The 24108-nt window shown below is 65.6% G+C and carries 26 protein-coding genes; 10 read left to right on the forward strand and 16 right to left on the reverse strand.

The features are described from left to right. Positions 1 to 37: 37 nt before the first annotated feature. Complete coding sequence (purB, locus tag XI09_RS32545; protein ID WP_027548669.1) at positions 38 to 1345, reverse strand: adenylosuccinate lyase; 1308 nt, start codon at positions 1343 to 1345, stop codon at positions 38 to 40. A gap of 541 nt (positions 1346 to 1886) precedes the next feature. On the opposite strand from purB, the gene XI09_RS32550 reads away from it, so the two are divergent. Further along, the gene (locus XI09_RS32550; protein ID WP_271570506.1) at positions 1887 to 2474 is read left to right on the forward strand and encodes a TetR family transcriptional regulator; all 588 of its coding nucleotides are present in this window, start codon (positions 1887 to 1889) and stop codon (positions 2472 to 2474) included. Between the two features lie 16 nt (positions 2475 to 2490). Here XI09_RS32550 and XI09_RS32555 read toward each other — a convergent pair whose 3' ends face one another. From XI09_RS32555 to XI09_RS32565, 3 genes are all read right to left on the reverse strand, one after another. Beyond that, positions 2491 to 2796, reverse strand: a complete 306-nt coding sequence (locus XI09_RS32555) for a hypothetical protein (protein WP_271570507.1) — start codon at positions 2794 to 2796, stop codon at positions 2491 to 2493. A gap of 107 nt (positions 2797 to 2903) precedes the next feature. After that, complete coding sequence (locus XI09_RS32560; RefSeq protein ID WP_271570508.1) at positions 2904 to 3557, reverse strand: response regulator; 654 nt, start codon at positions 3555 to 3557, stop codon at positions 2904 to 2906. 7 nt (positions 3558 to 3564) lie between these two features. Continuing rightward, on the reverse strand, positions 3565 to 4935 hold the full coding sequence (locus XI09_RS32565) for a sensor histidine kinase (protein WP_271570509.1): 1371 nt from the start codon (positions 4933 to 4935) through the stop codon (positions 3565 to 3567). Positions 4936 to 5114: 179 nt separating this feature from the next. Here XI09_RS32565 and XI09_RS32570 point away from each other — a divergent pair, with 179 nt between their 5' ends. The 5 genes from XI09_RS32570 (at position 5115) to XI09_RS32590 (ending at position 9453) form a co-directional block, all read left to right on the forward strand. Next, positions 5115 to 5885: a MotA/TolQ/ExbB proton channel family protein gene (locus XI09_RS32570; RefSeq protein WP_271570510.1), complete on the forward strand. Its 771-nt coding sequence runs from the start codon at positions 5115 to 5117 to the stop codon at positions 5883 to 5885. Continuing rightward, entirely contained in the window at positions 5882 to 6553 is a 672-nt protein-coding gene (locus XI09_RS32575) for a hypothetical protein (protein ID WP_271570511.1), read from the forward strand. Before XI09_RS32570 ends, XI09_RS32575 begins: the two co-directional genes overlap by 4 nt. Further along, entirely contained in the window at positions 6546 to 7151 is a 606-nt protein-coding gene (locus XI09_RS32580) for a hypothetical protein (protein ID WP_271570512.1), read from the forward strand. The genes XI09_RS32575 and XI09_RS32580 overlap by 8 nt, the downstream gene beginning before the upstream one ends. A gap of 116 nt (positions 7152 to 7267) precedes the next feature. Continuing rightward, the gene (locus tag XI09_RS32585; RefSeq protein ID WP_271570513.1) at positions 7268 to 8008 is read left to right on the forward strand and encodes a metallophosphoesterase family protein; all 741 of its coding nucleotides are present in this window, start codon (positions 7268 to 7270) and stop codon (positions 8006 to 8008) included. Between the two features lie 5 nt (positions 8009 to 8013). Beyond that, positions 8014 to 9453 carry a bifunctional serine/threonine-protein kinase/universal stress protein gene (locus XI09_RS32590; protein ID WP_271570514.1) on the forward strand — a complete coding sequence of 480 codons (1440 nt, stop codon included), beginning with the start codon at positions 8014 to 8016 and terminating at the stop codon, positions 9451 to 9453. Between the two features lie 27 nt (positions 9454 to 9480). Here the strand turns inward: XI09_RS32590 and XI09_RS32595 are convergent, their stop codons facing one another. The 4 genes from XI09_RS32595 to rpe all read right to left on the reverse strand — a co-directional run bounded on the left by XI09_RS32595 (position 9481) and on the right by rpe (position 11461). Then, the gene (locus XI09_RS32595; RefSeq protein WP_271570515.1) at positions 9481 to 9672 is read right to left on the reverse strand and encodes a hypothetical protein; all 192 of its coding nucleotides are present in this window, start codon (positions 9670 to 9672) and stop codon (positions 9481 to 9483) included. A 24-nt stretch (positions 9673 to 9696) separates the two neighbouring features. Then, positions 9697 to 9876 (reverse strand): hypothetical protein, encoded by a 180-nt coding sequence (locus XI09_RS32600; RefSeq protein ID WP_271570516.1) that lies wholly within the window; start codon positions 9874 to 9876, stop codon positions 9697 to 9699. 234 nt (positions 9877 to 10110) lie between these two features. Further along, a complete protein-coding gene (locus tag XI09_RS32605; RefSeq protein ID WP_271570517.1) occupies positions 10111 to 10710 on the reverse strand; it encodes a hypothetical protein in 600 nt (199 codons plus the stop codon). A gap of 49 nt (positions 10711 to 10759) precedes the next feature. Beyond that, entirely contained in the window at positions 10760 to 11461 is a 702-nt protein-coding gene (gene rpe / locus XI09_RS32610; protein WP_271570518.1) for a ribulose-phosphate 3-epimerase, read from the reverse strand. A 254-nt stretch (positions 11462 to 11715) separates the two neighbouring features. Between rpe and XI09_RS32615 the strand changes: the two genes are divergently transcribed. Further along, the gene (locus tag XI09_RS32615; protein WP_271570519.1) at positions 11716 to 12531 is read left to right on the forward strand and encodes an EF-hand domain-containing protein; all 816 of its coding nucleotides are present in this window, start codon (positions 11716 to 11718) and stop codon (positions 12529 to 12531) included. A 174-nt stretch (positions 12532 to 12705) separates the two neighbouring features. Here XI09_RS32615 and XI09_RS32620 read toward each other — a convergent pair whose 3' ends face one another. Both XI09_RS32620 and XI09_RS32625 read right to left on the reverse strand, forming a co-directional pair. Continuing rightward, entirely contained in the window at positions 12706 to 13701 is a 996-nt protein-coding gene (locus tag XI09_RS32620) for a P1 family peptidase (protein ID WP_271570520.1), read from the reverse strand. A gap of 59 nt (positions 13702 to 13760) precedes the next feature. Further along, on the reverse strand, positions 13761 to 16586 hold the full coding sequence (locus XI09_RS32625) for a PAS domain S-box protein (protein WP_271570521.1): 2826 nt from the start codon (positions 16584 to 16586) through the stop codon (positions 13761 to 13763). A gap of 226 nt (positions 16587 to 16812) precedes the next feature. Between XI09_RS32625 and XI09_RS32630 the strand changes: the two genes are divergently transcribed. Continuing rightward, entirely contained in the window at positions 16813 to 17199 is a 387-nt protein-coding gene (locus XI09_RS32630) for a response regulator (protein WP_271570522.1), read from the forward strand. 89 nt (positions 17200 to 17288) lie between these two features. Here XI09_RS32630 and XI09_RS32635 read toward each other — a convergent pair whose 3' ends face one another. From XI09_RS32635 to XI09_RS32655, 5 genes are all read right to left on the reverse strand, one after another. Further along, on the reverse strand, positions 17289 to 18407 hold the full coding sequence (locus tag XI09_RS32635; RefSeq protein WP_271570523.1) for a branched-chain amino acid ABC transporter substrate-binding protein: 1119 nt from the start codon (positions 18405 to 18407) through the stop codon (positions 17289 to 17291). A 150-nt stretch (positions 18408 to 18557) separates the two neighbouring features. Next, positions 18558 to 19292 carry an ABC transporter ATP-binding protein gene (locus XI09_RS32640; RefSeq protein WP_271570524.1) on the reverse strand — a complete coding sequence of 245 codons (735 nt, stop codon included), beginning with the start codon at positions 19290 to 19292 and terminating at the stop codon, positions 18558 to 18560. Between the two features lie 124 nt (positions 19293 to 19416). Then, positions 19417 to 20250, reverse strand: a complete 834-nt coding sequence (locus XI09_RS32645) for an ABC transporter ATP-binding protein (protein ID WP_271570525.1) — start codon at positions 20248 to 20250, stop codon at positions 19417 to 19419. Further along, positions 20247 to 21524, reverse strand: a complete 1278-nt coding sequence (livM, locus tag XI09_RS32650; RefSeq protein ID WP_271570584.1) for a high-affinity branched-chain amino acid ABC transporter permease LivM — start codon at positions 21522 to 21524, stop codon at positions 20247 to 20249. Before livM ends, XI09_RS32645 begins: the two co-directional genes overlap by 4 nt. Before the next feature lie 59 nt (positions 21525 to 21583). Then, positions 21584 to 22501, reverse strand: coding sequence for an ABC transporter permease subunit (locus XI09_RS32655; RefSeq protein ID WP_027548690.1), 918 nt, complete (start codon positions 22499 to 22501; stop codon positions 21584 to 21586). A 301-nt stretch (positions 22502 to 22802) separates the two neighbouring features. Between XI09_RS32655 and XI09_RS32660 the strand changes: the two genes are divergently transcribed. After that, a complete protein-coding gene (locus tag XI09_RS32660; RefSeq protein ID WP_271570526.1) occupies positions 22803 to 22988 on the forward strand; it encodes a hypothetical protein in 186 nt (61 codons plus the stop codon). Between the two features lie 210 nt (positions 22989 to 23198). Continuing rightward, on the forward strand, positions 23199 to 23723 hold the full coding sequence (locus XI09_RS32665) for a hypothetical protein (RefSeq protein ID WP_092192502.1): 525 nt from the start codon (positions 23199 to 23201) through the stop codon (positions 23721 to 23723). On the opposite strand, the gene XI09_RS32670 is transcribed toward XI09_RS32665, so the two are convergent. Then, a complete protein-coding gene (locus XI09_RS32670) occupies positions 23685 to 24077 on the reverse strand; it encodes a carboxymuconolactone decarboxylase family protein (RefSeq protein WP_271570527.1) in 393 nt (130 codons plus the stop codon). The genes XI09_RS32665 and XI09_RS32670 overlap by 39 nt on opposite strands. Positions 24078 to 24108: the final 31 nt, after the last annotated feature.

Here is a 24108-nt window from a genome sequence, read left to right on the forward strand (position 1 = left end):
GCTTCGCGCAGCCGCAAGGCTAACCCACCCTACGATCCTACGACTCCCCGAACACGCGCTTGAAGATCGTGTCGACGTGCTTGAGGTGATAGCCGAGGTCGAACTGCTCCTCGATCTCGGCGTCGGTGAGATACTTCTTCACTTCAGTGTCCTTCTTCAGGAGCTGGAGGAAGTCGCCTTCGCCGCGCCAGACCGGCATGGCGTTGCGCTGCACGAGCTTGTAGGCGTCCTCGCGGCTCGCGCCTTTCTGCGTCAGCGCCAGGAGCACGCGCTGCGAATGCACGAGGCCGCCGAGGCGGTCGAGATTCTTCTGCATGTTGGCGGGGTACACCAGCAGCTTGTCGATCAGGCCGGCAAGGCGCACCAGCGCGAAGTCGAGCGTGACGGTCGCATCAGGCCCCATCATGCGCTCGGCGGAGGAGTGCGAGATGTCGCGCTCGTGCCAGAGCACGACGTTCTCCAGCGCAGGGGTCACATAGGCGCGCACCATGCGGGAGAGGCCGGTGAGGTTTTCGGACAGCACCGGGTTGCGCTTGTGCGGCATGGCGGAAGAGCCCTTCTGTCCCTCGGAGAAGAACTCTTCGGCCTCCAGCACCTCGGTGCGCTGCATGTGGCGGATCTCGACCGCAATGCGCTCGACCGAGGAGGCAATCACGCCAAGGGTCGAGAAATACATCGCGTGGCGGTCGCGCGGGATCACCTGGGTCGAAATCGGCTCGGGCACGAGGCCCATGGCTTTTGCAACGTGCTCTTCGACGCGCGGATCGATCTGCGCGAAGGTGCCGACGGCGCCGGAGATCGCGCAGGTCGCAACTTCCTTCCGCGCCGCGATCAGGCGCTCCTTGGCGCGCGAGAATTCGGCATAGGCATAGGCGAGCTTGAGGCCGAAGGTCACCGGCTCGGCATGGATGCCGTGGCTGCGGCCGATGGTCGGCGTCATCTTGTGCTCGAAGGCGCGCTTCTTCAGCGCCGCCAGCACCTTGTCGAGGTCGGCGAGCAGCAGGTCGGCGGCGCGGGTGAGCTGAACGTTGAGACAGGTGTCGAGCACGTCGGAGGAGGTCATGCCCTGGTGCACGAAGCGCGCCTCGGGGCCGACGATCTCGGCGAGGTGGGTGAGGAAGGCGATGACGTCGTGCTTGGTCTCGCGCTCGATCTCGTCGATGCGGGCGACGTCGAAGGTGGCGTTACGGGCTTTGTCCCAGACCGTCTTGGCGGCCTGTTTGGGGATCGTCCCGAGCTCGGCCAGGGCGTCCGCCGCATGCGCCTCGATCTCGAACCAGATCTTGAACCGGGTCTGCGGCTCCCAGATCGAGGCCATTTCCGGGCGGGTATAGCGGGGGATCATCAGACTGCTCCAGGAAGGTGAGCGGCGGCCCAAGGGGGCGGCGACCGGCCAAAATGCTTTTTACGCCGTGATTTAGCAGAGCGGGGAGGGCGAAACAAACGGTGGAGGCAAGGTAACGGGGGATGACCACGGAACCCGCCCGCCGGGTCAGGGGGTCAAAAAGTAGCTGTCAATCACGGATCATTGACTGACAGATATTGAAATCTGTCAGCGGGACGTGTATATCCGTTCCCGGATGCTCCGATTGGGTATCCCCCGGCCACCCCCGGAAGCCCCGACGTCCGAAACAAATGCGGATAGAGGGACGAAATTGAAGAGAGGGGACCGTGGACGAATGGAGACTTACGACAATGACGACCGAAATCATCAATTTGACCGGGACGATTGGGCATTGGCTCAATTTACTGGTGGCGCGCCAGATCGCGGCGCAGGCTGCAAAACTGCCTCATTGAGGCGAGAGCTTTCCGAACGACCGGCAGGGCGCTTCGGAAGCAGCGCCATCGCCGGATAAATGAACCCCGAGCGGGAACATGGTGCTGGCATGAACGAAGCCGTTGTCTTGACGCCGGAGCGGATCCTCGAGGTCACCGAGGACGTTTTGCGGCGCTATGGACTTGCCAAGGCCACCGTGGTCGACGTTGCCCGTGCGCTCGATGTGAGCCACGGCAGCGTCTATCGCCATTTCCCGAGCAAGGCCTCGCTGCGCGAGGCCGTTGCCAAACGCTGGCTTGACCGTATCGACGCGCCGTTGCTCCAGATCGCGAAGGAGGAAGGGCCCGCGCCGGTGCGGCTCGACCGCTGGCTGCGCACGCTGTTCGCCGCCAAGCGTTCGCGCGTGCTCGACGACCCCGAGATGTTCGAGACCTATCTGACCCTGGCGCGCGAGGCCTGCGCGGCCGTGAAGTGTCACAAGGATACCATGATCGACCAGATCGCGGCGATCCTGTCCGACGGCGTGACGCAGGGCGTATTCGCTGTGGACGACGTCAAGGCCACTGCGCGCGCGATCTTCGATGCCACCGTCCGCTTCCATCATCCGGCCCATGCCGACGAGTGGAAGGACGCCGATCTGCCCGCACGCGTCGATGCGACGCTCGCGCTGCTGCTGCGCGGGTTGAAGGCGGCGTGAGGCCGCGGCACTTAACTCACCCTCTTGCCTTGTGAAGAAGCGCGTCCTCGCGAACGGAGGGCGAGGCAGTTGCGTGTCTGCGCGGGTCAAACGCGCCGTTGGCTGCTGGTACGACGGGCGGGCTCTCCGGATATGTATTGACCGCGATTTCGACGATATCCTTTGACCGCTTTCGAAGGCGGTAGAATGTCAGCTCCTGTTCGAGCATTGGGCAGCGGAAGTGGACGACGGCCGTATCGGGCAAGCGGCAAAGTTCGTCGATGAGCTCGCCTACGGTGATGATCGGGGGATGGTCGATTGCCTTGTGATGAGCCTTACTCATTGCGATTCCTCCACTCTACTACTAACCGGAGCTGGATGGCCTCCGTTCCATCCCGCTCAGCAGATTCAAGAGCAACACGTCGCTTGAGGAATCCGGCAGCCCCGCTGCTAGATTCTCGTCAGACCGCACGTCGCAGCCAGCCGCACGAGTTGCGCATCCGTGCGTGCGCCGGTCTTGGTCTTGATCAGATAGTGATAGTTCTGCACCGTCTTCACGCTGAGATTGAGGTGTGAGGCGATCTGCTCGGTGGTGGCACCGCCGGCGAACTGGCGCAGGATCTCGATCTCGCGTTCGCCCAGTTGATCCAGCACTGAACCGGTCGGCGACAGGCTGTCCTCGGCCAGGATATGCGCGATGTCGTCGCTCATGGCCCGCTCGCCGCGGGCGACGCTGCGGATCGCATTCACGACCGCGGACGGCTCGCTGCTCTTGGTGACGAAGCCAGAGGCGCCGGCGCTGAAGGCGGCCTTCACCAGCACGGCCTCGTTGTGCATGGTGAAGACCAGGATCCGCGCCCGCGGGCTGCGCGCGCGGATGTTGCGGATCGCCTCCAGCCCGCTGGCGCCGGGCATCGAGATATCGAGCACGACGACGTCAGGGTCGTGCGCCTTGAAGGCGCCGTAGGCATCCGCCGCGTTGTCGGCTTCCGCCACGACATGCAGATCGCCCTGGCTTTCCAGCACGCGCCGGTAGCCTTGCCGGACGATGGGGTGGTCGTCGACCAGCAGCACGGAGATGCCTGTTGCCGCAACCTCGCTCATCTCGGCCTCACGCGGCGAGCGGGATGGTGGCGGCGACGCTGAGGCCGCCTCTGGCCGGCAGGATCGAGAGCGACCCGCCGGCGGCTGCGACGCGTTCGCGGATGCCGGTGAGGCCGAAGCCCGCCGACTGCGCGACGCGTTCCGCATCGCCGCCGCCGTCGTCCTCGACCCGGATCAGCAGCGCGTCGTCCTCGCCGGCGCGCCGCTCGACGCGCAAGGAGATCTCGCGTGCCGAACTGTGGCGCAGCGCGTTGGTCAGGCATTCCTGGGCGACGCGATAGGCGGTGGTGGCGGCCGGGCCGCTGATGTCGGTGAGATCGCCCCTGAGGTCGAGCTGGATCGTTGGCCGCGCCGCGCTCTGCGAGCGCCAGCTGTCGACGAGATTGACGAGGCTTGCCTCCAGTCCAAGCTCCTCGGGCAGGGGATTGCGCAGGCGTTTCAGCGCATCGCGCAGCGAGGCCATCAGATGATGGGTGGCCTGCGAGATCATCCGCGCATCCTGCGCAATGACGTTGTCGCTTTTGTCCTTCGCGCTCGTCGTCTCGATGGTGTTGGCGAAAGCGAGGATGGCCGCGAGGTTTTGGCCGAACTCGTCGTGCAGCTCGCGGGCAAGCGCGCGGCGTTCGTCGTCGCGAATCTCGATCAGCCGCCGCGTCAGCGCCGCGCGCTGTTCGGTGGCTTCTTCCAGCCGGGTGCCGAGCTCGCCGACGGCGCCCCCGATCATCGCAAGTTCCATCGAGCGGAAGCGCGGCAGCTTCGTGCGATAATGGCCGCGCGCCATGCGCTGGAGTGCGGTGACGATCGCGCGTGCCGGCGTCAGCGTATGCGCGATCGCAAGCGATGCCAGCAGCGCAATCGCCGCCGCCATCAGCAGCGCAACGTCGATGACGTTGAGGATGTAGTCCCAGGCGAGCGAGATCGCGGCCGCGGCATCGGGCGTCGCGACGACCGTGCCGGCCGCCGCGGCGCGCGGACTGACGGGCCGCACCACCTCGGCGTGGCTGCCGAGGAAGGTCGGCACGATCGACGCGAACCAGCGCGGCGGCGTCTTGCCCAGCCCCTCGCTCTGGCCGCAGAGCGGCTTTTCGAATGCTGCGGCGGGCTGGAACTCGACGCAGACGCCGGGCGAGATCAGCTTCATCGTGTCCAGCGTGCGCCACTCCGGAACCGGCAGCAGATGTTCGCGCGCTCTGCTGCTGCGCAACAACAGCTCGTGCCAGTACAGCGCCTGAAGCGCCTGCGCGACCCGCTGCGCCGAGGCCGCGGTCGCCCGGTCGACGCTGCGATAGGCGTCGAACGTGGCCCATACGGTTGCGGCGCCCAGGCAGAGCGCCACGATGAGCAGCAGACGGGCGACAAGCTGAAGCACGAGGCGCATGCGATCACCCCAAAGTTTGGTAAGGTCAGCCTAACAACGCCGCCGCGCCTTGCCAATCGCAGGGAACGGCAGGATCGCAGCTCGGGCAAATTTCCCAAGCCGGATTGGGCATGGCTCTTTGGACCGGGCGCGGCGGCTTTGATCTAATCGGTGAGGAATCAGGCCAGGAGCGGTGCAGCATGAGTTCGATGACGATTGGGCCGATCGCCGGCGCTGCCGCCGACCCCTCCGAGCGTAGCGCACTGCTGTTCTGGATGATCTTCACCGGGCTTTCGATCTTCGCCGTCGTGCTGTTGTGGCGCTTCGGCCTGATCCACCTGATGCTGACCTCGGACCGGACCTACATTTCCAGCGTGATCGCGCTGCTCTATGTCGTCACCTGCGGCCATTGCTTCCTGCGCACGCGGGCGATCGCGCGGGAGGGGGCGGCGGCGCGGCGCTGCCGGGCGGCGCTCGCGGCGCCTGACGGCAGCAAGGTGCTTGATGCGAGCGCGACGGCTCTGCCGCGCGGACTGGTGCGGGATCACATCGACAGCCTGGTCACCAAGGCCGCCGCGCAGGACTACCGCCCGGTCAACCAGACGCTGCTGCTGCGAACGCTGGCCGACCGGCTGCGCGGCTCCAACGGTTTCGGCGCCTTCGTCTCGGACACGTTGATGAAGCTCGGCCTGCTCGGCACCATCATCGGCTTCATCATCATGCTGGCGCCGATCGCGGGGCTGGACGCCGCCGACAAGGTCGCGATGCGTTCCTCGATGGGGCTGATGAGCGACGGCATGGCGGTGGCCATGTACACGACGCTGGCGGGCCTCGTCGGCTCGATCCTGGTCCGCATCCAGTACTACATGCTGGATGCCGCGACCCAGCGCGTGTTCTCGGATGCGGTGGTGCTGACCGAGACCTATGTGACGCCGGTGCTGGAGCGCAAGGGCGCCGGAATCCCGTCATGATGGATGATTTCGGTCTCTATCCGCGCGAGGAGCCGTTCGATCCACTCGGCGTGATGCTGTTCAAGGCGCTCCAGGTGATCGCGTTCCTGTTCTTCCTGGCGCTGCTCGCGGTCTCTCCCGACGCCAAGGACGGCAAGATCGACTCCAAGGCCGAGTTCATGATCACGCTGGACTGGCCGGATAACCACCCCGACGATCTCGACCTCTTCGTGCAGGATCCCGCCGGCAACATCGCCTGGTATCGCCACCGCGAGGCCGGCTTCCTCACGCTCGACCGCGACGATCGCGGCGGGGCCAACGACTTCATCATGGTCGCCGGCAAGAAGATCGCCTCGCCCATCCGCGAGGAGATCGTCACGATACGAGGCATCGTCGCCGGCGAATACACCGTCAACGTCTCGCATTTCGTCGCGACGACCGGCGAGCCCGTCACGGCCAATGTGAAGGTACAGAAGCTCAATCCGACCGCGCAGGTGGTCTTCGACAACAAGTTCACGCTCGACCACACCGGCGACGAGAAGACCGCAGTGCGGTTCCGGCTCGATGGGGAAGGAAAGGTCGTCAACGTGGACCAGCGGCCGAAATCGCTGCTGGAGACGTTCCGCAACAGCTGGCGTAACGGCGCCGATATCGACCCGAGGACGCGGGTGAGGGTGCGCCGTGAGTAACCTGCAAACGGTCATCCTGACGCTGTCGGTCGCCTATGCCGTCATCGGTGCGCTGCTGCTGGTCGTGCTGGTCTATGCGCGGCTGCACTGGTCGCTGAAGGCGGTCGCGGTGGTCGTGACCAGCGCCTTCTATGTCGTCAGCTTCACCGAAATGCGCGGGCTGCTCGGCTGGGCCAGCGCCGACCGGTTGCCAACGTCCTTCAAGCTGCTCCAGGCCCGCATCGTCGAGCCGCATTCGCTTGAGGGGGATGCGGGCTCGATCTATCTGTGGGTCGAGCAGCTCGACGAGGACAATCGTCCGAGCGGCATCCCCCGGGCCTTCCGCGTGCCCTACGACGACCGGCTGGCCGATAAGACCCATGCCGCGCAGAACGAGATCGCGGCCGGCCATCCGCAAGGCGGGCGCGCTGCGGATTTCGGCGGTGGCGACGGCAGCCTGATCGACATGGTCCGGGAATATGTGACGCCCAAGACCATTTTGGAGACCAGCGGCGGCGATTCCTCGACCGGCGAGTTCAGCGCCCCGCCGGCCGGCGCGCAAGGCGTCGTGTTCACGCCGCTGCCGCCGCCCCGGATGCCGCCGAAAGACGAGCAATAGGCCCTTGACCATGGTGGCGGGGCACGCTGGAAAACGGCCCCGCGCTGGCGCATCTTCTTGACGTCCCTCAATTTGGCCTTATCGGCTTTCGATAAGAACCTGAGGGTGGAGGGTGCGTGCTTCTCGCTGTCTTATCGGATATCCACGGCAACCGGCAGGCGTTCGAAGCCTGCCTGAAGGTTGCCCGTGCGAAGGGCGCGGAGCGGTTCATCCTGCTCGGTGACTTCGTCGGCTATGGCGCCGATCCGGAATGGGTCGTGGATACCGCGATGGAGCTCGTCGCCGGGGGCGCCGTGGCCGTGCGCGGCAATCACGACCAGGCGGTGAATTCCTCGGCCGAGACCATGAATGCCGAGGCGCAGATCGCGATCGAATGGACCCGCGGCCGGCTTGATGCCGTGCAGCGCCGGTTCCTGGCCGAATTGCCGATGCTGGTGGAGGACAGCGACCGGCTGTTCGTGCATTCGGAAGCCTCCAGTCCGCAGCGCTGGCATTACGTCCGCTCGACGGCGGATGCGGCCAAGAGCCTGATATCGACGTCCGCCCATGTCACGTTCTGCGGTCACATTCATCGTCCGGCGCTCTATTCGATGTCGGTAACGGCGAAGATGACGAGCTTCGTGCCGAAGACCGACGTCCCGGTGCAGCTCCTGCGCGGACGGCAATGGCTCGCCGTGCTCGGCTCGGTCGGCCAGCCGCGCGATAGCGATCCGTCCGCATCTTTCGTGCTGTTCGACACGGTCTCGTGCCAGATCACCTATTGCCGCGTGCCCTATGACATCGCGAGCGCGGCGAACAAGATCCGCGAGAACGGCCTGCCGCCCTGGCTCGCCGATCGGCTGTCGCAGGGACGTTGACGGCGATGCCGAAACCCCTGGTCAAATCAGGCGCGCAGATCGACGGCTACACCATCGGCGAATGCGTCCACGCCGGCGGCATGGCGACGCTGTGGACGGTCACCCATCCCGGCATCGACGTCCCGCTGCTGATGAAGATTCCGCGGGTGTCGGAGGGCGAGGACCCCGCCGCGATCGTCTCCTTCGAGATGGAGATGATGATCCTGCCGCGGCTCGCGGGCCCGCACGTGCCCTCGTGTTTCGGCACCGGCGATTTCGCCCACCAGGCCTATGTCGTGATCGAGCGCATCGCCGGGACCACGCTCTACAAGCGGCTGGCCGACCTGCCGCTGCCATACGAGGAAGCGCGGCTGCTGGTCGCGAAGATCGCGACCGCGCTCGCCGATCTGCACCGGCAGAACGTGATCCATCACGACATCAAGCCGAGCAGCATCATGTTCCGCGAGTCCGGCGAAGCGGTGCTGATCGACTACGGCCTGTCGCACCACAACCATCTGCCCGATCTCTTGCAGGAGGAGTTCCGCCTGCCTTACGGCACCGCGCCCTACATGGCGCCGGAGCGGCTCCTGGGCGTGCGCGACGATCCGCGCAGCGACCTGTTCTCGCTCGGCGTGCTGCTCTATTTCTTCACGACCGGCGAGCGGCCGTTCGGAGAGGGCGAGACGCTGCGCGCGATGCGGCGCCGGCTGTGGCGCGATCCGCATCCGCCGCGCGCACTTCGCGCCGACTATCCGCCCTGGCTCCAGGAGGTGGTGCTGCGGTGTCTCGAGATCGAGCCGGTGCGGCGCTATCCGACCGCGTCCCAGCTCGCCTTCGATCTGACCCATCCGGATCAGGTCAGGCTCACCACACGCTCGGAACGGATGAAGCGCGACCCCCTCAGCGTCGCCTGGCGGCGCCGCTTCAACCAGGGCGTCATGCAGCCGCGTGCGAAATCAGATGTCGCGGCCCAGATCGCATCGAGCCCGATCCTCGCGGTCGCGCTCGACACGGCGGAAGGCGCGCCCGAGCTCAACGAGGCGCTGCGCGTCACCACCGAGCGCATTCTCGCCACGCTGCCCTCGGCGCGGCTTGCCTGCCTCAACGTCCTGAAGCTCAACCGCATCGCGATCGACCGGACGTTGGATGAGCAGGGCTCCAACAAGCATATCGACCGGCTGGTGGCGCTCCGGCATTGGGCCACGCCGCTGAAGCTCGACGAGAGCCGGATGTCGGCTCATGTGCTGGAGGCGGTCGATCCCGCCGCGGCGATCCTGGAATTCGCCGAGGTCAACCACGTCGACCACGTCATCATCGGTGCGCGGCAGGGCTCGTTCAGGCGCACGCTGCTCGGCAGCGTCTCGGCCAAGGTGGCCGCGGAAGCGGCCTGCACCGTCACCGTGGTGCGGCCGCCGCGGATGGCTGCGGATGCGGACGAGGCAGGCGCCGGTGAGGCGGCGGGATAGGTTGCGCCTGGCGTTTCGAGGGTGAGATCAGGCCACGTGGGCGGTGTGGCCGGAGCGCTGGCGGCGGATGGGCCAGGAGAATTGCGGACCGGGCTCGCAATGATCTGCGCTGCCGCCGAAATACTGGATGATCTCGCGGCAGGGCTCGCAGTTGAACAGGTTACGCGATGCGGATGCCTTGGTCATTTCCTTCAGGCAGTTCGGGCAATGCGGTTTCATGGATTCGATCCGGAAAGAAGGTTCTCAGTGTCGGCGCTGCGAGGGAAACGCATGGTCGAGCTCCGAATTGTCGAGCCCGGCATCGTCGTCCATCGCGCCGTCGGCGCGCTCGAGGCGGCCGAAGAAATAATCGAGGCTTGGATGCGGGCGGCGCGGAATCCGGCACCTGCGCTTCGGCTGACGTCTTACGAGCGCGATCTGCATGGACGTCAGCCCCGGCGACGAAGGTGATTGAGGCGGGCGGAACGTACCGCAACCTTTGCCGGTCCGACCGATGGGCCAAACACAACAAATCCACTGAAACCAAGCCACAACGCCACGCCAGTCCAAACCAGGGTCGTCGTCATGATGTGCTCCCGTCAAAAGCAGGCAGGAGCTAGTAGCGGTGATTTGCGCGAATCAGTGAAGCCCGGACGAGTACGGGGCGCAGGGACAATTTTAGGCATCGCGCGCTGCTGCACCCGTAAAAGCCACGGGTTTTTGCGTGTGCAGCCGCCGCATCTTGCCTGTGCGCGCGCCTGCGAGGATATCCCGGACGCGCGGAGCGTCTCGAAGAAAGCGAAACCCGTAGCGGCCGGTGTAGTCGGTATCGGGCGAACGGGTCGATCGCCCTAACGCGAAGTTGAGGTGACCGGCTCCGCCGCCGATGTCGAGGATTTCGAGGTCCGCGTCCATCGCCTGGAACGGTGTCTGGCTGACCGTCCGTCTGCCCCAGGCCGTTCGCAGGATCAGCGCGCGGCGATCGGTGATCAGATAGAGCGTCTGCAGGTCTTGCAGCAGCATCACCAGCGGGGCTGCAACCATCGCAACTCCGAGCATCACGAGAGGTTGGGCCGTCTGGTCGATCCAATCGTTTCTGATGGCGATGACGGTCAGCAACAGCCAGGGGAATCCGATCCACCACAGAAATCGCCACATGATCATGCGGGCGACGCCGTCGGGCTGACCCTGCCAGACCACCTGCTCCCCGTCCTGCAGGGCCTCGATGCGCAGACGCCGCAGGCCGGCGGAAAACGGAGTGGCGCGGATTTCATCCATGCCCGTTGGTCGCAGCGGCCGCAAGGCCGGTTCGGACCGCGAATGGCCGTCAGATGGCCTCGCCGCGCGCCGTTGCCGCCGCGGTGCGGATCGCGGCAATATTGTTCCTGTAGGCGTCCTGCGTGCCGCCCCTGAACACGGAGGTGCCGGCGACGAAGGCGTTGGCGCCGGCCGCGGCGAGCGCGCCCGCGACGTCGGGACCGACCCCGCCGTCGACCTCGATGTCGATCGGCCTCCCTGCGGTCATCGCGCGGATGTCGCGGATCTTGCCGAGCGCGGAGGGAATGAAGGCCTGGCCGCCGAAGCCAGGATTGACCGACATCACCAGTACGAGATCGACCAGGTCGAGGACGTATTCGAGCGCGCTGATGGGCGTGCCCGGATTGAGCGAGACGCCGGCCTTCTTGCCGAGCGCGCGGATCGCCTGGAGCGAGCGGTGCAGATGGGGACCTGCTTCCGCATGGACCGTGATGTGGTCGCAGCCGGCTTTCGCGAAGGCCTCGAGATAGGGATCGCAGGGCGAGATCATCAGGTGCGCATCGAAGACCTTCTTGGTGTGCGGACGCATCGCCTTGATGATGTCGGGGCCATAGGAAATGTTCGGAACGAAGTGTCCGTCCATCACGTCGAGATGGATCCAGTCGGCGCCGGCGGCGTCCACCGCGCGCACCTCTTCGCCGAGCCTGGAGAAATCCGAGGCCAGGATCGAGGGCGCGATTGCCAGGGGGCGGGGGGTGAAGGCTTGGGTCATGACGCTGTTTCCCGTGGCGGCCGAAAGAGGAATGGGCCTCGCCTAACATGGGCCTCCGTGGCGGGCAATGCAGGGGAGGCGCGTTTCCTGGGGGCGGAAATTTCTGCCGTCTCCGGCACGAATTGCCGATATTGCCGGGCCGCGCCAGGTGCGCTGGAAGCGGAATTCATTGAGCTTTTCGCGCTGGCACGGCGCTTGCTGACTTCCTCCCCGGAACATTGACCGCGGCATGCCGCATCGGTTGGAGTTGTGCAATGTTGTTTGCCCTTGGCGCCGTCTCGAGCGCGCTCGACGCGATCCAGTCGCTGACGAATTCGAAATCGTCATCCTCGACCCACAAGACGGGATCATCGCAGGGCGCGCCGACCAATCCGTTCGCGATCGACAGCGGCAGCAACAGCACGAGCAGCGGCGCGACCTCGTCGGTCAACTCGGGCAATTGTGCGCAGATCGCACCGGAGACGATGAGCGCGCTGATCGCCGCGCAAAGCCAGTCGTCGGACGGCAGCAGCGCGGCGACCTCGACCTCGTCGAGCTCGTCGTCCTCGACGTCGACCAGCCGGGACGCTGCGCTGAAGGACCTGTTCTCGCAGATCGATGCGGACGGCGACGGCAAGATCACCAAGTCCGAATTCGAGAGCGCGCTGGGAGCCGGCGGCACCAACCTGACACAGGCCGATGACGTGTTCTCGAAGCTGGATTCGAATGCCGACGGCAGCGTCAACCTCGACGAGATGTCGAAAGCGCTGAAGAGCGGCCATCGCGGTCACCACCACGCCCAGGGTGCCGGCGGGTCGGGCGATGCCTCCGGCAGCGGCTCGGATTCCTCCTCGTCGTCGTCGAGCGGCGGATCGACCTCGACCACGACGACCAATGCCGACGGCTCGAGCACCACCACCGTCACCTATGCCGACGGCTTCAAGATGTCGACGACCGTGCCGGGCGCGTCCAGCTCCTCAAATGCGGGCGGCGGCGGCAACTCGCCCTACGACTGGTTCGGACAGATGATGCAGCGCCAGGCGCAGGCCGCGTCCGGGTCCACCGCTTCCTCGATGTCGATGAGCGTGTGAGCTTCTTACCTCGCCCCGCTTGCGGGGAGAGGTCGGAATTCAAGCGTAGCTTGAATTCCGGGTGAGGGGGACTCTCCACGAGTCCAACTGTCACCGTCCTCGTGGAGACTCCCCCTCACCCCGGCCCTCTCCCCGCAAGCGGGGCGAGGGAGCGCGCCAATGCCGCGGCCACGGCTAGCCAAACCGGTCCTTCCACGCCTGCTGTGCGCCGCCGAACGGCAGCGCAGTTGCGCAATACACGCCGCGTGCGATCGCGCGCGCGACCACGTTGGCGGCGACCGTGCCGAGCTCGGTGAGGCCGACCAGCGGCTCGATCGGCTTCTCGCAGGTCGCAGCCGCAAACAGCACGTCGCCGTCGGTCGGTGCATGCACCGGATAGATGGCGCGGGCAAAGCCGGTGTGGGCGATCATCGCCAGCCGCTTGGCCTGGGGCTTGGTCAGCACCGCGTCGGTGACGACGGCCCCGATCGTGGTATTTTCGCGCGCGCTCGCCGCGGGACCGCCCTTGATGCGCATGCGGAGCATGTCGTCGGTGAACTTGTCGGGCAGGCCGCGTCCGCCGTATTCGCCGTCCACCTCGAACGGCGCCGCCCAGAACCACGGCCCGTTGCCGACGGTGACACTGCCGACCGCGTTGACGGCGACGATCGCCGCGACCTTGACGCCATCGGGCGTCACCGCCGAGGCTGAGCCGAGCCCGCCCTTGAACGTCGCGGTGGTGGCGCCGAGGCCCGCGCCGACGCTGCCGATCGCGAAGTCCGTGCCGGCGGCGGCTGCCGCGGCGTAGCCGAGGTCGCGATAGGGCGAGAAGCGTCCCCAGGCCTTGTCGCCGCCATTGAGGAGATCGAACAGGATCGCACCCGGCACGATCGGGATCAGCGCTTCGCGAACCCGGTGGCCGCGGCCCTGCTCGGCGAGCCAGGCCTGCACGCCGCCGCCGGTATCGAGGCCAAAGGCGGAGCCGCCCGACAGCGCGATCGCGTCGATGCGTTCGACGGTATTGGCGAGATCGAGCAGTGCGTCCTCGCGCGTGCCGGGGCCGCCGCCGCGGACGTCGATCGCCGCGACCGCGGGGGAATCGAAGATGATCGCGGTCGTGCCGGAGGCGACTTTGGCATCCTCGGCATGGCCGACGCGGACGCCGGCGATGTCGGTGAGAAGGTTTTTCAAGGTGGCCTCGCGCGCTGATAAGGAGTTCGCTTCTGCGATAGCGCAGAGACGCCGCAGGCTCAACTCGCCAGCGCGGTCCTGAGCATCTTGGCCAGCTCGGACTTGCGGTAGGGCTTGGCCAGCAGCAGCACGCCGGAGTCGAGCCGGCCGTGATGGACGATGGCGTTCTCGGTGTAGCCCGAGGTGAACAGCGTCTTCAGGTCGGGGCGGCGGCGGGCCGCTTCATCGGCGAGCTGACGGCCGTTCATGGCGCCCGGCATGATGACGTCGGTGAAGAGCAGGTCGATGTCCTTGTCGGCGTCGATGATGATGAGGGCTTCGGCCGCGTTGGCGGCTTCGAGTGCGGCATAGCCGAGGCTCTTGATCTGGGTCACGACATATTGCCGTACCAGCGCGTCGTCCTCGACGATCAGGATCTTCTCGCTGCCGCCGGCGACGGGCGCGTTCTGGAGCGCCTCGAACTCGGTCTCCTGCACGCCGGTGGAGCGAGGCAGGTAGATCTTCACGCTCGTGCCGTGGCCTTCCTCGCTGTAGATCTTGATGTGGCCGCCGGACTGCTTGACGAAGCCGAACACCATGCTGAGCCCGAGGCCGGTGCCCTTGCCGACCTCCTTGGTCGTGAAAAACGGATCGAACACCCGCTCGATCAGATCGGCCGGAATTCCGCTGCCGGTGTCGCTGACCGCGATCATCACGTAATTGCCGGCAACGACGTCGGGATTCATGCTGGCATAACCGTCGTCGAGGAAAACGTTGCGGGTCTCGAGCACCAGGGTGCCGCCGTCGGGCATGGCATCGCGCGCGTTCAGCGCGAGGTTGAGGATGGCGGTGGAGAGCTGGCCGGGATCGACCAGCGTCGGCCAGGCATCCTCGGTGAGCTGGGGCATGATGGTGATCTGCTCGCCCAGCGTCGGATGCAGCAGCTTGGCGGCCTCGAGCGTCAGCGCATTGACGTCGATCTCGCGCGGCTGGAGCGGCTGCTTGCGGGCGAAGGCGAGCAGGTGCTTGGTCAGCTGCGCGCCGCGCTCGGCGGCGTCGTCGATCAGCTTGGTGATGGCGGCGAGCTCGGGCCGGTCGGCGACCGCATCCGCCAGAATGCCGATCGTGCCGGTGATGACGGTCAGCACGTTGTTGAAGTCGTGGGCGACGCCGCCGGTCAACTGGCCGATCGAATCCATCTTCTGGACCTGCCGGAGCTGGGCTTCGGCGGCCTGCTTCTCGGTGAGGTCGCGGCCGATGAAGAAATGGCGTTTCACCGGCTCGGACCAGGTGCCCATCCAGTTCAGCGTGACCTCGTGACCGTCGTAGTGATAGTAGCGCGCCTCGAAGCTGCGCTTGACCGCGCCGCGCCGCGCCGCGCGCATCTCGCTGCGCGTCTTCTCGAGGTCATCAGGGTGGATGAACTCGATCGCACTGTGCCCGACCATGTCGTCCGGGCTGAAGCCGAGGATGTCCTTCACACTCGGGCTGACCTGGACGAAATTGCCGAAACCATCGGTGACCAGGATCAGGTCCTGCGAGGTCTCGAAAATGCGCTGGCGCTCCTCGATCTCCCGATTGAGCGCCATCTCCGCTCGCTTCCGCTCGGTGACGTCGCGGGCCACCTTGGACGCGCCGATGATCTTGCCCTCGGTCGATCGCAGCGGGACCTGGCTCAGCACCACGTCGATAGGTTGACCGCTCTTGTGCAGCCGTACGGTCTCCTGCTGGTCGATGACCTCGCCGTTGCGGGTGCGAGCCAGGCTCTCGGCGACTTCGTCACGCTGATCGTCCGGCAAGATGATGTCGATGGAGCGGCCGACCGCCTCGTTGGCGGAGTAGCCGAAGACGCGCTCGGCCGCGCTGTTCCAGGTCGTGATGGTGCCGTCGAGCGACTTGGTGATGATGGCGTCGTTGGAGGATTCGACGACGGCGGTGAACAGCCGCTCGCGCTCGGCGTGATAGTCGCGCTCGGCGTCCGATCGGCGCTTCAGCGCGCCGACCATGCTCGCGGTCTGCGCCTGGAGGCGGACATTCTCGACCAGGAGCACCGCGAGCACGAAGGTCGCCGCGCAGAGCCCGTAGAGGCGGCCGGCGTAGAAGCCGAGATCGAAGCGCGCGACGTTCACGATCGCCGAGAGCGCGATGTCGAACAGCCAGGCGCACATCACGACCATGAGCCAGACGTCGATCACCGAATACGGCCTGCGGAACCAGAGCGAGACGAGGGCGGCAAAGCTGAGCGACCACACGAAGGACACGACGCCGATCATGGTCGGCGTGTAGTGGCCGTCGCGCAGCAGGATCGGGAGCAGATCGTGCTGGGCGGTGACGATCCAGGCGAAGACGGCCATGGCGGCGACGACGCCGAACACGATGGCGTAGATCGCCCCGGTCGTCGTGCCGCGGATCCTGGCGCCGCCGTCGGCCTCCTTCAGCCAGGCATAACCCAGCACGAATATCGGGAAGCCGCCGTGCCAGATCATGTAGAGCCAGACCGTGGTTTGCCGGCCCGCGCCGAAAAGTCCGGTCGGGGTGAACAGTCCGGGGAAGGTGAGGGCATGAACCAGCGCCGCCGCGGCGGTGAACAGATAGCCGCTCGCGAGCCACAGCAGCGCGCGGGTCCGCAGGACCGAAAACTGCGACAGCAGCAGCACGGCGGTCACGACGTCGCTCACGGCGAGGGCCGATTGATAGCTCGCGACAAAGGCCGGGACGGGCAGGAGCGGGGTACCCGCGAAGGGGACTGCCAATGCGAACAGGATCGCGGATATGCCGACGACCGTCAACGCAGCGGTGCGGTCGGTCGAGGTGGCCGGCAGGGTCGAAAGGAATGTGCTTCGGTCAATCGTTGCGGGCACGTCCACCTCTCGCAGACCGGTCTTCGCCATCTTCATCGACGTCATGCAAATCCCCGCAGGCCAGCGTTATGGTAGCGGGTTACGGGCGCACGTGCTGAACTGTTGCGGCGCGACTCAACCGAAAGTTACAGATTACTTAATTCTGATGGGACCACGGAATAGGGATCGGGTAAGATGCGCTTTACTGGACGGTGCCATAATGCCCTTCCGCCGCAGTGGGTTCCAGGTTTGAATCGTCGATTTTGATCTCAATATCCGGGAGTTGTTCCCTATGCCCCGCGTTCTCGTCATCGACGACCAGAAGGACGTCCGCGCGATGGTCGGGATCGTGCTTCGGGTCCATCGTTTCGAGGTCGTGGAGGCCGAAAGCGGCGCGGCCGGGCTGAACGCCTTCGCGGAAAGTCCGTTTGACGCGGCGATCGTCGATATCTTCCTTGGCGACACCAGCGGCGTCGACGTCGTCGCGAGCCTGCGCGAGCGCGCGCCGGGACTCCCGATCGTCGCGGTGTCCGGGATGACGGCACTGGATTTCATGGAACAATCGCCTCACCTTGCCAACGTGGTCTGCCTGCAAAAACCGTTTCGGCCGAACGATCTCCTGCAAGCGCTGCGGAAGGCCCAGACCGCGGCGGGCGGCGAACTGCCCGCAGCCGTCTGACCCTTGCCCAAAACCCTTGCCCAAAAGAAGAACGCCCCGGGCGAGCCGGGGCGTGATGACGCTTGGATGGCGGCCCTGAGGCCCACGCGTTAGGTGCCGCTGCCCTTGATCTCGGTGTAGCCGCCCTTGGCATCCCATTTGTAGACGACGTAGTCGATCTGCTTGATGTCGCCCTTGGCGTCGTACTCGATCGGACCGATCACGGTGTCCCATTTGCCGGCCTTTATCGCCTCCATGACCTTCTTGGCATCGGTGGTGCCGGCCTTCTTGGCCGCCTGCGACCAGACCTGCATCGCCGCATAGGTGTAGAGCGTATAGCCTTCAGGATCGATGTTCTTGGCCTTGAAGGCATCGACGATCTTCTTGGCGGTCGGCTTGTTGCGCGGATCGGGGCCGAAGGTGAACAGGGTGCCTTCGCCGGCCGGGCCGGTGATGGAGGCGTACTCCTTGTCGGCGAGTGCGTCGCCGGCCATCAGCACCGTCTTGAGACCCTGGTCGCGCATCTGGCGCAGGATCAGGCCGCTCTCCTGATGGTAGCCGCCGACATAGACGAGATCGATGTTGTCGCGCTTCAGGCGCGAGACGATCGCGTTGAAGTCCTTGTCGCCCTTGTTGTAGGACTCGTACATCTTCTCGGTGACGCCGGCCTTGTTGAGCGCCTTCTTGGTCTCGTCCGCAAGACCCTTGCCGTAGGTGGTCTTGTCGTTGAGAATCGCAATGTTCTTGCCCTTGAAGTTCTTGGCGATGTACTGCGCCGCGATCAGGCCCTGCTGATCGTCACGGCCGCAGACGCGTGCCACGTTCCAGAGCTTGCGCTCGGTGAACAGAGGATTGGTCGAGGCCGGGGTGATCTGGAGCACGTTGCCGTCGGCATAGGCTTCGGAGGCGGGGATCGACGACGACGAGCAATAGTGCCCGGCGACGAACGGCATCTTCGCGCCGGCGATCTTCTCGGCGACCGAGCGCGCCTGTTTCGGATCGCAGGCATCGTCCTCGATGGAGAGCGCGAGCTTCTTGCCGTTGACGCCGCCGGCGGCGTTGATATCGGCCACGGCCATCTCGGCGCCGTTCTTCATCTGGCGGCCGAAGGCGGACTCGCCGCCGGTCATCGGACCTGCGACTGCGATGCTGACATCCTGCGCGAATGCCGCGCTCGACAACGCGATCGACGCGCCGAATGCCAGACCGATGAGCTTCAGTGATTTCATGAGATACCTCGCGGGTGGTCGCCTGTGGAAGTTGCCGGGCATGCCCGGTCCAAACCGGGGCCATTCTTGAACGAATTCGAGGAGAAGTCACCGGCAAAATACGGGCATCGGCGGAGATATCTCGCCACATTCGGCCGCACGTGGCCCGCCTTAGCCGTGTCGGCCGCCTTCCAGATAGGCGGCGCGAATCTCGGGGCGCTGCAACAACTCGGCGCCGGTCCCGGCCAGCGTGATCAGGCCATTGACCATGACATAGCCGCGATGGGCGAGCTTGAGCGCATGGTTGGCGTTCTGCTCGACGATCAGGACGGTCAGGCCGTCCTGCCGGTTCAGGGTGCGGATCGCATCGAAAATCTGGCGCGCGATCAGCGGCGCGAGCCCGAGCGAGGGCTCGTCGAGCAGGAGCAGGCGGGGACGGCTCATCAAGGCGCGGCCGATCGCCAGCATCTGCTGCTCGCCGCCGGACAGGGTTCCGCCGCGCTGGGCGTAGCGCTCCTTCAGCCGTGGAAACAGCGTGAAGACGCGTGCCAGCGTCGCGTCGCGTTCGGAATCGGTGCATCCGGTGGCGTCGGCCCCCATCTGGAGGTTTTCCGCCACGCTCATGCGCGGGAAGATGCGCCGTCCCTCCGGCGATTGCGCGATGCGCAAATGCGCGATCTCGTGGGTGGGCACGTCGGTGATGTCGCGGCCTTCGTACAGGATCTGGCCGGCGCGGGCGCGCGGCTTGCCGAAGATCGTCATCATCAGCGTCGACTTGCCGGCGCCGTTGGCGCCGATCAGCGCTACGATCTCGCCGGCATTGATCTCGACGTCGACGCCCTTCAGCGCCTCGATCTTGCCATAGGCGGCGCGCAGGCCGTGGATCGCGAGCAGGGGAGTGGTCATGCCGTGACCTCTCTGCCGTCATGGCCGGGCTTGTCCCGGCCGTCCACGTCTTGAAGCTCGACACTTGGCAAAGGCGTGGACGCCCGGGTCGAGCCCGGGCATGACGATATTGAGAGACCGGCAATCACGACCCGCTCTCCATCACGGCGACCGCCTCTTCCTCGTCGGCGCCGAGATAGGCGGCGATCACCTTGGGATCGTCGCGAACCTCGCGCGGCGTGCCTTGCGCGATCTTCACGCCATGGTCCATCACCACGATGTGGTCGGAGATCTCCATCACCACCGACATGTCGTGCTCGATCAGGAGGATCGAGGTGCCGAGCTCGTTGCGGATCGAGAGCAGGAGCTCGCTCAAGGCGGCGCTCTCGCGCGCGTTGAGGCCGGCTGCGGGCTCGTCCAGGCACAGAAGCGCGGGCTCGGTGCACATCGCCCGCGCGATTTCGAGCCGTCGCTGGTCGCCATAGGCGAAATTGCCGGCGGCATCGTCGGCGCGGTCGAGCAGGTTGACCCGCCTGAGCCAGTCGGTGGCGAGATCGATCGCGCGCTTCTCGGCATCGCGATAGCCGGGCGCACCGATCAGGCCGAGGAAGGTGAGGCCGGAGGCCCGCATCAAGGCGTTGTGCTGCGCCACCATCAGGTTTTCCAGCGCGGTCATGCCGGGAAACAGACGGATATTCTGGAAGGTGCGCGCCACCTTGGCCTGCTTGGCGATGCGGAAATCGTTCAGCCGCTCCAGCGCGATGATCTTGCCGTCGTCGTGGGCGAGGCGGATGGAACCGCCGCTCGGCTTGTAGAAGCCGGTGATGCAGTTGAAGACGGTGGTCTTGCCGGCGCCGTTCGGCCCGATCAGCGCGGTGATCTTCTTGCGCTCGGCCGAGAACGACAGGTCCTGCACGGCCACGATGCCGCCGAAGCGCATGGTCAGCTGGTCGACGCTGAGAATCTTGTCGCCGCTCATCCGTGCCCTTCCTTGACGAGGTCGGAGGAGATCGCCTGCGCCTTGGTCAGATACACGGTCGGCGCGCGATGGCCGATCAGGCCGCGCGGCCGCCAGATCATGATCAGCACCATGGCCATGCCGAACACCAGCATGCGGTAGGTCTCGAGGCCGCGGAACAGCTCGAAGCCGCCGATCATGGCCAGTGCCGCAAGTGCGACGCCGAGTTGCGAGCCCATGCCGCCGAGCACGACGATGGCCAGCACCAGCGCCGATTCCTGGAAGGTGAACGATTCCGGGCTGATGAAGCCCTGGCGGGTGGCGAAGAACGCACCGGCAAAGCCGCCGAACATCGCGCCGGTCGCGAATGCGGTCAGCTTGGTGGTCGTGGTGTTGATGCCGAGCGCGCGGCAGGCGACCTCGTCCTCGCGCAAGGCCTCCCAGGCGCGCCCGATCGGCAGGCGGCGCAGGCGGATCGTCACCCAGTTGGTGAGGAGCGCAAGCGCCAGGATCAAATAGAACAGGAAGACGATGCGCTGGGTCGCCGAGTACTCGATGCCGAGCTTGGCGGCGAGCCCGTCGTCGCTGTTGTCGAGCGGGATGCCGAAGAAAGTGGGGCGGGGAATGCCGGGGACGCCGTTGGGGCCGCCGGTCAGGCTTTGCCAGTTGATGATGACGAGGCGGATGATCTCGCCGAAGGCGAGCGTCACGATGGCGAGATAGTCGCCGCGCAGGCGCAGCACGGGGAAACCGAGCAGCACGCCCCAGAACGCGGCGAGGATGCCCGCGAGCGGCAGGCAGACCCAGAACGACCAGCCGAAATTGGTCGCAAGCAGCGCATAGGAATAGGCGCCGACCGCATAGAAGGCGACGTAGCCGAGGTCAAGCAGCCCGGCGAGGCCGACCACGACGTTGAGGCCCCAGCCCAGCATGACATAGGTGAGGACGAGGATCGCGAGGTCCAGGATGTAGCGCTGGTTATAGAAGATCACCGGCACCAGCAGCGTGAAGATCAGCAGTGCCGGCGCGAGGTAGCGGCCGACGAACGACATCCCGCTCTGCACCGCAGGCGGCACCAGCTTCTCGGCGCCGGCCGGGCCGATCCATTGCCGGAGCAGCTCGATGACGATGGAGCCTCCGAACACGGCGGCGACAAGCGCTGCGACCTCGCCGAAACGTGTCCAATAGGTGAGCTGGCCGTCGGAGCCGGCCTCGGTTCGGACGCCGACCATCAGTGAGAACAGCACCAGCGCGACCAGTGCGCTGAGCAGGGATTTCTTCAGGATATAGGTCATGCCGGCGGTGCGGCTTGCGTGCGTGGTCTTGTGCGGGATGGGTGTCACGCGGCGGTCCGTCAGACTTTTTCGACTTCGGGACGGCCGAGCAGGCCGGTCGGCATGAAGATCAGCACGACGATCAGGATCGAGAATGCCGCGACGTCCTTGTATTCGACCGAGAAATAGGCCGACCAGAACGTCTCGATCAGGCCGATCGCAAGACCGCCGAGCATGGCGCCGGGCAGCGAGCCGATGCCGCCGAGCACGGCTGCCGTGAAGGCCTTGATGCCGGCAACGAAGCCCATGAAGAAGTCGACCAGACCGTAATAGAGCAGGTACATGAAACCCGCGACCGCGGCGAGCGCAGCGCCGATCACGAAGGTCATGGAGATGGTGCGGTCGACGTCGACGCCCAGCAGGGCCGCCATGGTCTGGTCCTGCTCGCAGGCGCGCATGTCGCGCCCGAGCCGCGTGCGCGACACCAGCCAGGTGAAGATCGCCAGCAGCACGATGGTGGTGATGACCACCATGATCTGGATGTTGGAGAGCTGGATGACGAAGCCGTCCGCGCTCTCATGCAGCGTGTAGCCGCCGGTGATGAAGGGCGGGATCGGCTTGACGCGGGCGCCTTGCGCCACCTGCGAATAGTTGGTCAGCACGAACGACATGCCGATCGCCGACAGCATCGGGGCGAGGCGGAAGGAATGCCGCAGCGGCCGGTAGGCGATGCGCTCGATGGTCCAGCCATAAAGCGCCGTGATCGCCATCGCGACCAGCAGCACGACGAGCAGGATCACCGGGATCGCGGTCAGGCCGAGCGAGATCAGGATCAGGAAGGTGATCAGGGCGATGAAGCCGCCGATCATGAAGACGTCGCCATGGGCGAAGTTGATCATGCCGACGATGCCGTAGACCATCGTGTAGCCGATCGCGATCAGGCCGTAGATGGAACCGAGCACGAGGCCGTTGATGAGCTGCTGGGCGAAATAATCCATAGGCTGCCGTTTACCAAACCTGAGGCGGCTCAAAGGGAGCTCTTCGAGAGAGAGTTCTTGGGCCCCGGCAGCCCTTGAGCATTCTTCTCGTTTTGTAACAGGAGGGAACTGGCGGCCGCAACTGTGCAGGCCTTAGCATAATGGCTTGTACAGAACTCATTCGGCGACGGACGTCATCCCCCCGGTGGTGACGGACGTCATCCCCGGTTCCGCAGTTGCGAGGAACCGGGTTCCGCATGGCAACCAAATCCAGGGCCGGTTGTTACTTTCCCTCTGACGTCCAACAAGGGAGTTCCCCCCGATGACGAAGCAGCAGAACCAGAATCCGGGTCAGCAGAGTCAGAATCCCGGTCAGCAGCGCCCAAGTCAGCAGCCAGGGCAGCAGCAGGGCGGCGGGCAGAAACCCGGACAGCAGCAGCAGAATGACCCGATGCGCCAGGGTAACCGGCCCGGCCAGCAGGGTGGCCAGCACGGTCAGGACAACTAGTCTGGGAGCCCAGGAGTAAGCAGTTGCGAGTGAGCAGGAGTGAGTGAGGAAGGGCCCCGCCGAAAGGCGGGGCTTTTTTCGTTTGGGGCGCCGGCCGTCGGGCGGTTAAGGTAAACAAAGGGTTTAAATTGCCGCCACAGTCTGATGCGAGTTAGCTCCCGGCAAAGCCTTCCCATTGAAGGCTGCGTGGCAGGCGAAGCGGGAAGCGGCATGTTCAGGAATTGGCGGATCGACTCGGTCAACGGCGCGCTGCTGGCGGCTTATTTCATCCCGGCCTGGACGCTGGTTGCCTTCAACATCATGGTGGCACCGGTGCACGGCCTCTACGAGCGGCCGAGCGTCGCGGTGGCGCTGTTCCTCAGCGACCATCTCCAGATGGCGGGGATGGACACGGTGCGCGCGGCCTGGCTGCTGGCACTGGGACGGTTGACCGTGGTGGCGTTCTTCGCGATCTACCTCGCGCTGTTGTGCATTCCCCGCGTCCGCAGGACTGGCGGCAGTGACGAGGCGCTCGGCATTGCGCTGGCGATCGGCAGCCTGATCTCGTTTGCGAGCATGGTCATGGCCTCGAAGGTCGGCGAGATGGCCGCGCTCCGGCTGCACGCCACCGAGCTCTTGCTGCTGCTGGGGGCTGCGATCGTGATGGTGATCGAGCGGCCTGTGGCGGCACCCAAGACCGCCGAGGCCGCCGCGCCGCTAGGTCTTGAGCAGGCCGAGCTCCTGCACAATCGCTGAGGCTTCCTTGACGGCGTGGTTCGCCACCGGCACGCCGCAATAGATCGCCTGCTGGAGCAAGATTTCCTTGATGTCGTCGGGGGTGAAGCCGCCTTCGGCGAGTGCCGCGCGCACATGCAGGCGGAATTCGTCCCATTGCCCGAGCGCGACCATGGTGCCGATCACAAGCACCCGCCGGGTGCGCTCGTCGAAATGCGGCCGCGTCCAGATCTCGCCCCAGGCATAGCGGGTGATCAGGTCCTGGAAATCGGTGTTGAAGGCATTGCGACCCGCGATCGACTTGTCGACCCAGGCATTGCCCAGCACTTTGCGGCGCACGTTCATGCCGGCATCGCGGCGCTTCTGGTCGTCCATCGTATCCTCCTCTCCGTCATTGCGAGCGCAG

This window comes from Bradyrhizobium sp. CCBAU 11386, from assembly GCF_028128955.1.
Classification (GTDB): domain Bacteria; phylum Pseudomonadota; class Alphaproteobacteria; order Rhizobiales; family Xanthobacteraceae; genus Bradyrhizobium.

Excerpts from the sequence above, each read along its gene's own strand:
- purB (WP_027548669.1), bottom strand. The coding sequence starts at position 1,345 with ATGATCCCCCGCTATACCCGCCCGGAAATGGCCTCGATCTGGGAGCCG.
- XI09_RS32550 (WP_271570506.1), top strand. The coding sequence starts at position 1,887 with ATGAACGAAGCCGTTGTCTTGACGCCGGAGCGGATCCTCGAGGTCACC.
- XI09_RS32555 (WP_271570507.1), bottom strand. The coding sequence starts at position 2,796 with ATGAGTAAGGCTCATCACAAGGCAATCGACCATCCCCCGATCATCACC.
- XI09_RS32560 (WP_271570508.1), bottom strand. The coding sequence starts at position 3,557 with ATGAGCGAGGTTGCGGCAACAGGCATCTCCGTGCTGCTGGTCGACGAC.
- XI09_RS32565 (WP_271570509.1), bottom strand. The coding sequence starts at position 4,935 with ATGCGCCTCGTGCTTCAGCTTGTCGCCCGTCTGCTGCTCATCGTGGCG.
- XI09_RS32570 (WP_271570510.1), top strand. The coding sequence starts at position 5,115 with ATGAGTTCGATGACGATTGGGCCGATCGCCGGCGCTGCCGCCGACCCC.
- XI09_RS32575 (WP_271570511.1), top strand. The coding sequence starts at position 5,882 with ATGATGGATGATTTCGGTCTCTATCCGCGCGAGGAGCCGTTCGATCCA.
- XI09_RS32590 (WP_271570514.1), top strand. The coding sequence starts at position 8,014 with ATGCCGAAACCCCTGGTCAAATCAGGCGCGCAGATCGACGGCTACACC.
- XI09_RS32595 (WP_271570515.1), bottom strand. The coding sequence starts at position 9,672 with ATGAAACCGCATTGCCCGAACTGCCTGAAGGAAATGACCAAGGCATCC.
- XI09_RS32600 (WP_271570516.1), bottom strand. The coding sequence starts at position 9,876 with ATGCAGATCGCGCTCGTAAGACGTCAGCCGAAGCGCAGGTGCCGGATT.
- XI09_RS32605 (WP_271570517.1), bottom strand. The coding sequence starts at position 10,710 with ATGGATGAAATCCGCGCCACTCCGTTTTCCGCCGGCCTGCGGCGTCTG.
- rpe (WP_271570518.1), bottom strand. The coding sequence starts at position 11,461 with ATGACCCAAGCCTTCACCCCCCGCCCCCTGGCAATCGCGCCCTCGATC.
- XI09_RS32615 (WP_271570519.1), top strand. The coding sequence starts at position 11,716 with ATGTTGTTTGCCCTTGGCGCCGTCTCGAGCGCGCTCGACGCGATCCAG.
- XI09_RS32625 (WP_271570521.1), bottom strand. The coding sequence starts at position 16,586 with ATGACGTCGATGAAGATGGCGAAGACCGGTCTGCGAGAGGTGGACGTG.
- XI09_RS32630 (WP_271570522.1), top strand. The coding sequence starts at position 16,813 with ATGCCCCGCGTTCTCGTCATCGACGACCAGAAGGACGTCCGCGCGATG.
- XI09_RS32635 (WP_271570523.1), bottom strand. The coding sequence starts at position 18,407 with ATGAAATCACTGAAGCTCATCGGTCTGGCATTCGGCGCGTCGATCGCG.
- XI09_RS32640 (WP_271570524.1), bottom strand. The coding sequence starts at position 19,292 with ATGACCACTCCCCTGCTCGCGATCCACGGCCTGCGCGCCGCCTATGGC.
- XI09_RS32645 (WP_271570525.1), bottom strand. The coding sequence starts at position 20,250 with ATGAGCGGCGACAAGATTCTCAGCGTCGACCAGCTGACCATGCGCTTC.
- livM (WP_271570584.1), bottom strand. The coding sequence starts at position 21,524 with ATGACCTATATCCTGAAGAAATCCCTGCTCAGCGCACTGGTCGCGCTG.
- XI09_RS32655 (WP_027548690.1), bottom strand. The coding sequence starts at position 22,501 with ATGGATTATTTCGCCCAGCAGCTCATCAACGGCCTCGTGCTCGGTTCC.
- XI09_RS32660 (WP_271570526.1), top strand. The coding sequence starts at position 22,803 with ATGACGAAGCAGCAGAACCAGAATCCGGGTCAGCAGAGTCAGAATCCC.
- XI09_RS32665 (WP_092192502.1), top strand. The coding sequence starts at position 23,199 with ATGTTCAGGAATTGGCGGATCGACTCGGTCAACGGCGCGCTGCTGGCG.
- XI09_RS32670 (WP_271570527.1), bottom strand. The coding sequence starts at position 24,077 with ATGGACGACCAGAAGCGCCGCGATGCCGGCATGAACGTGCGCCGCAAA.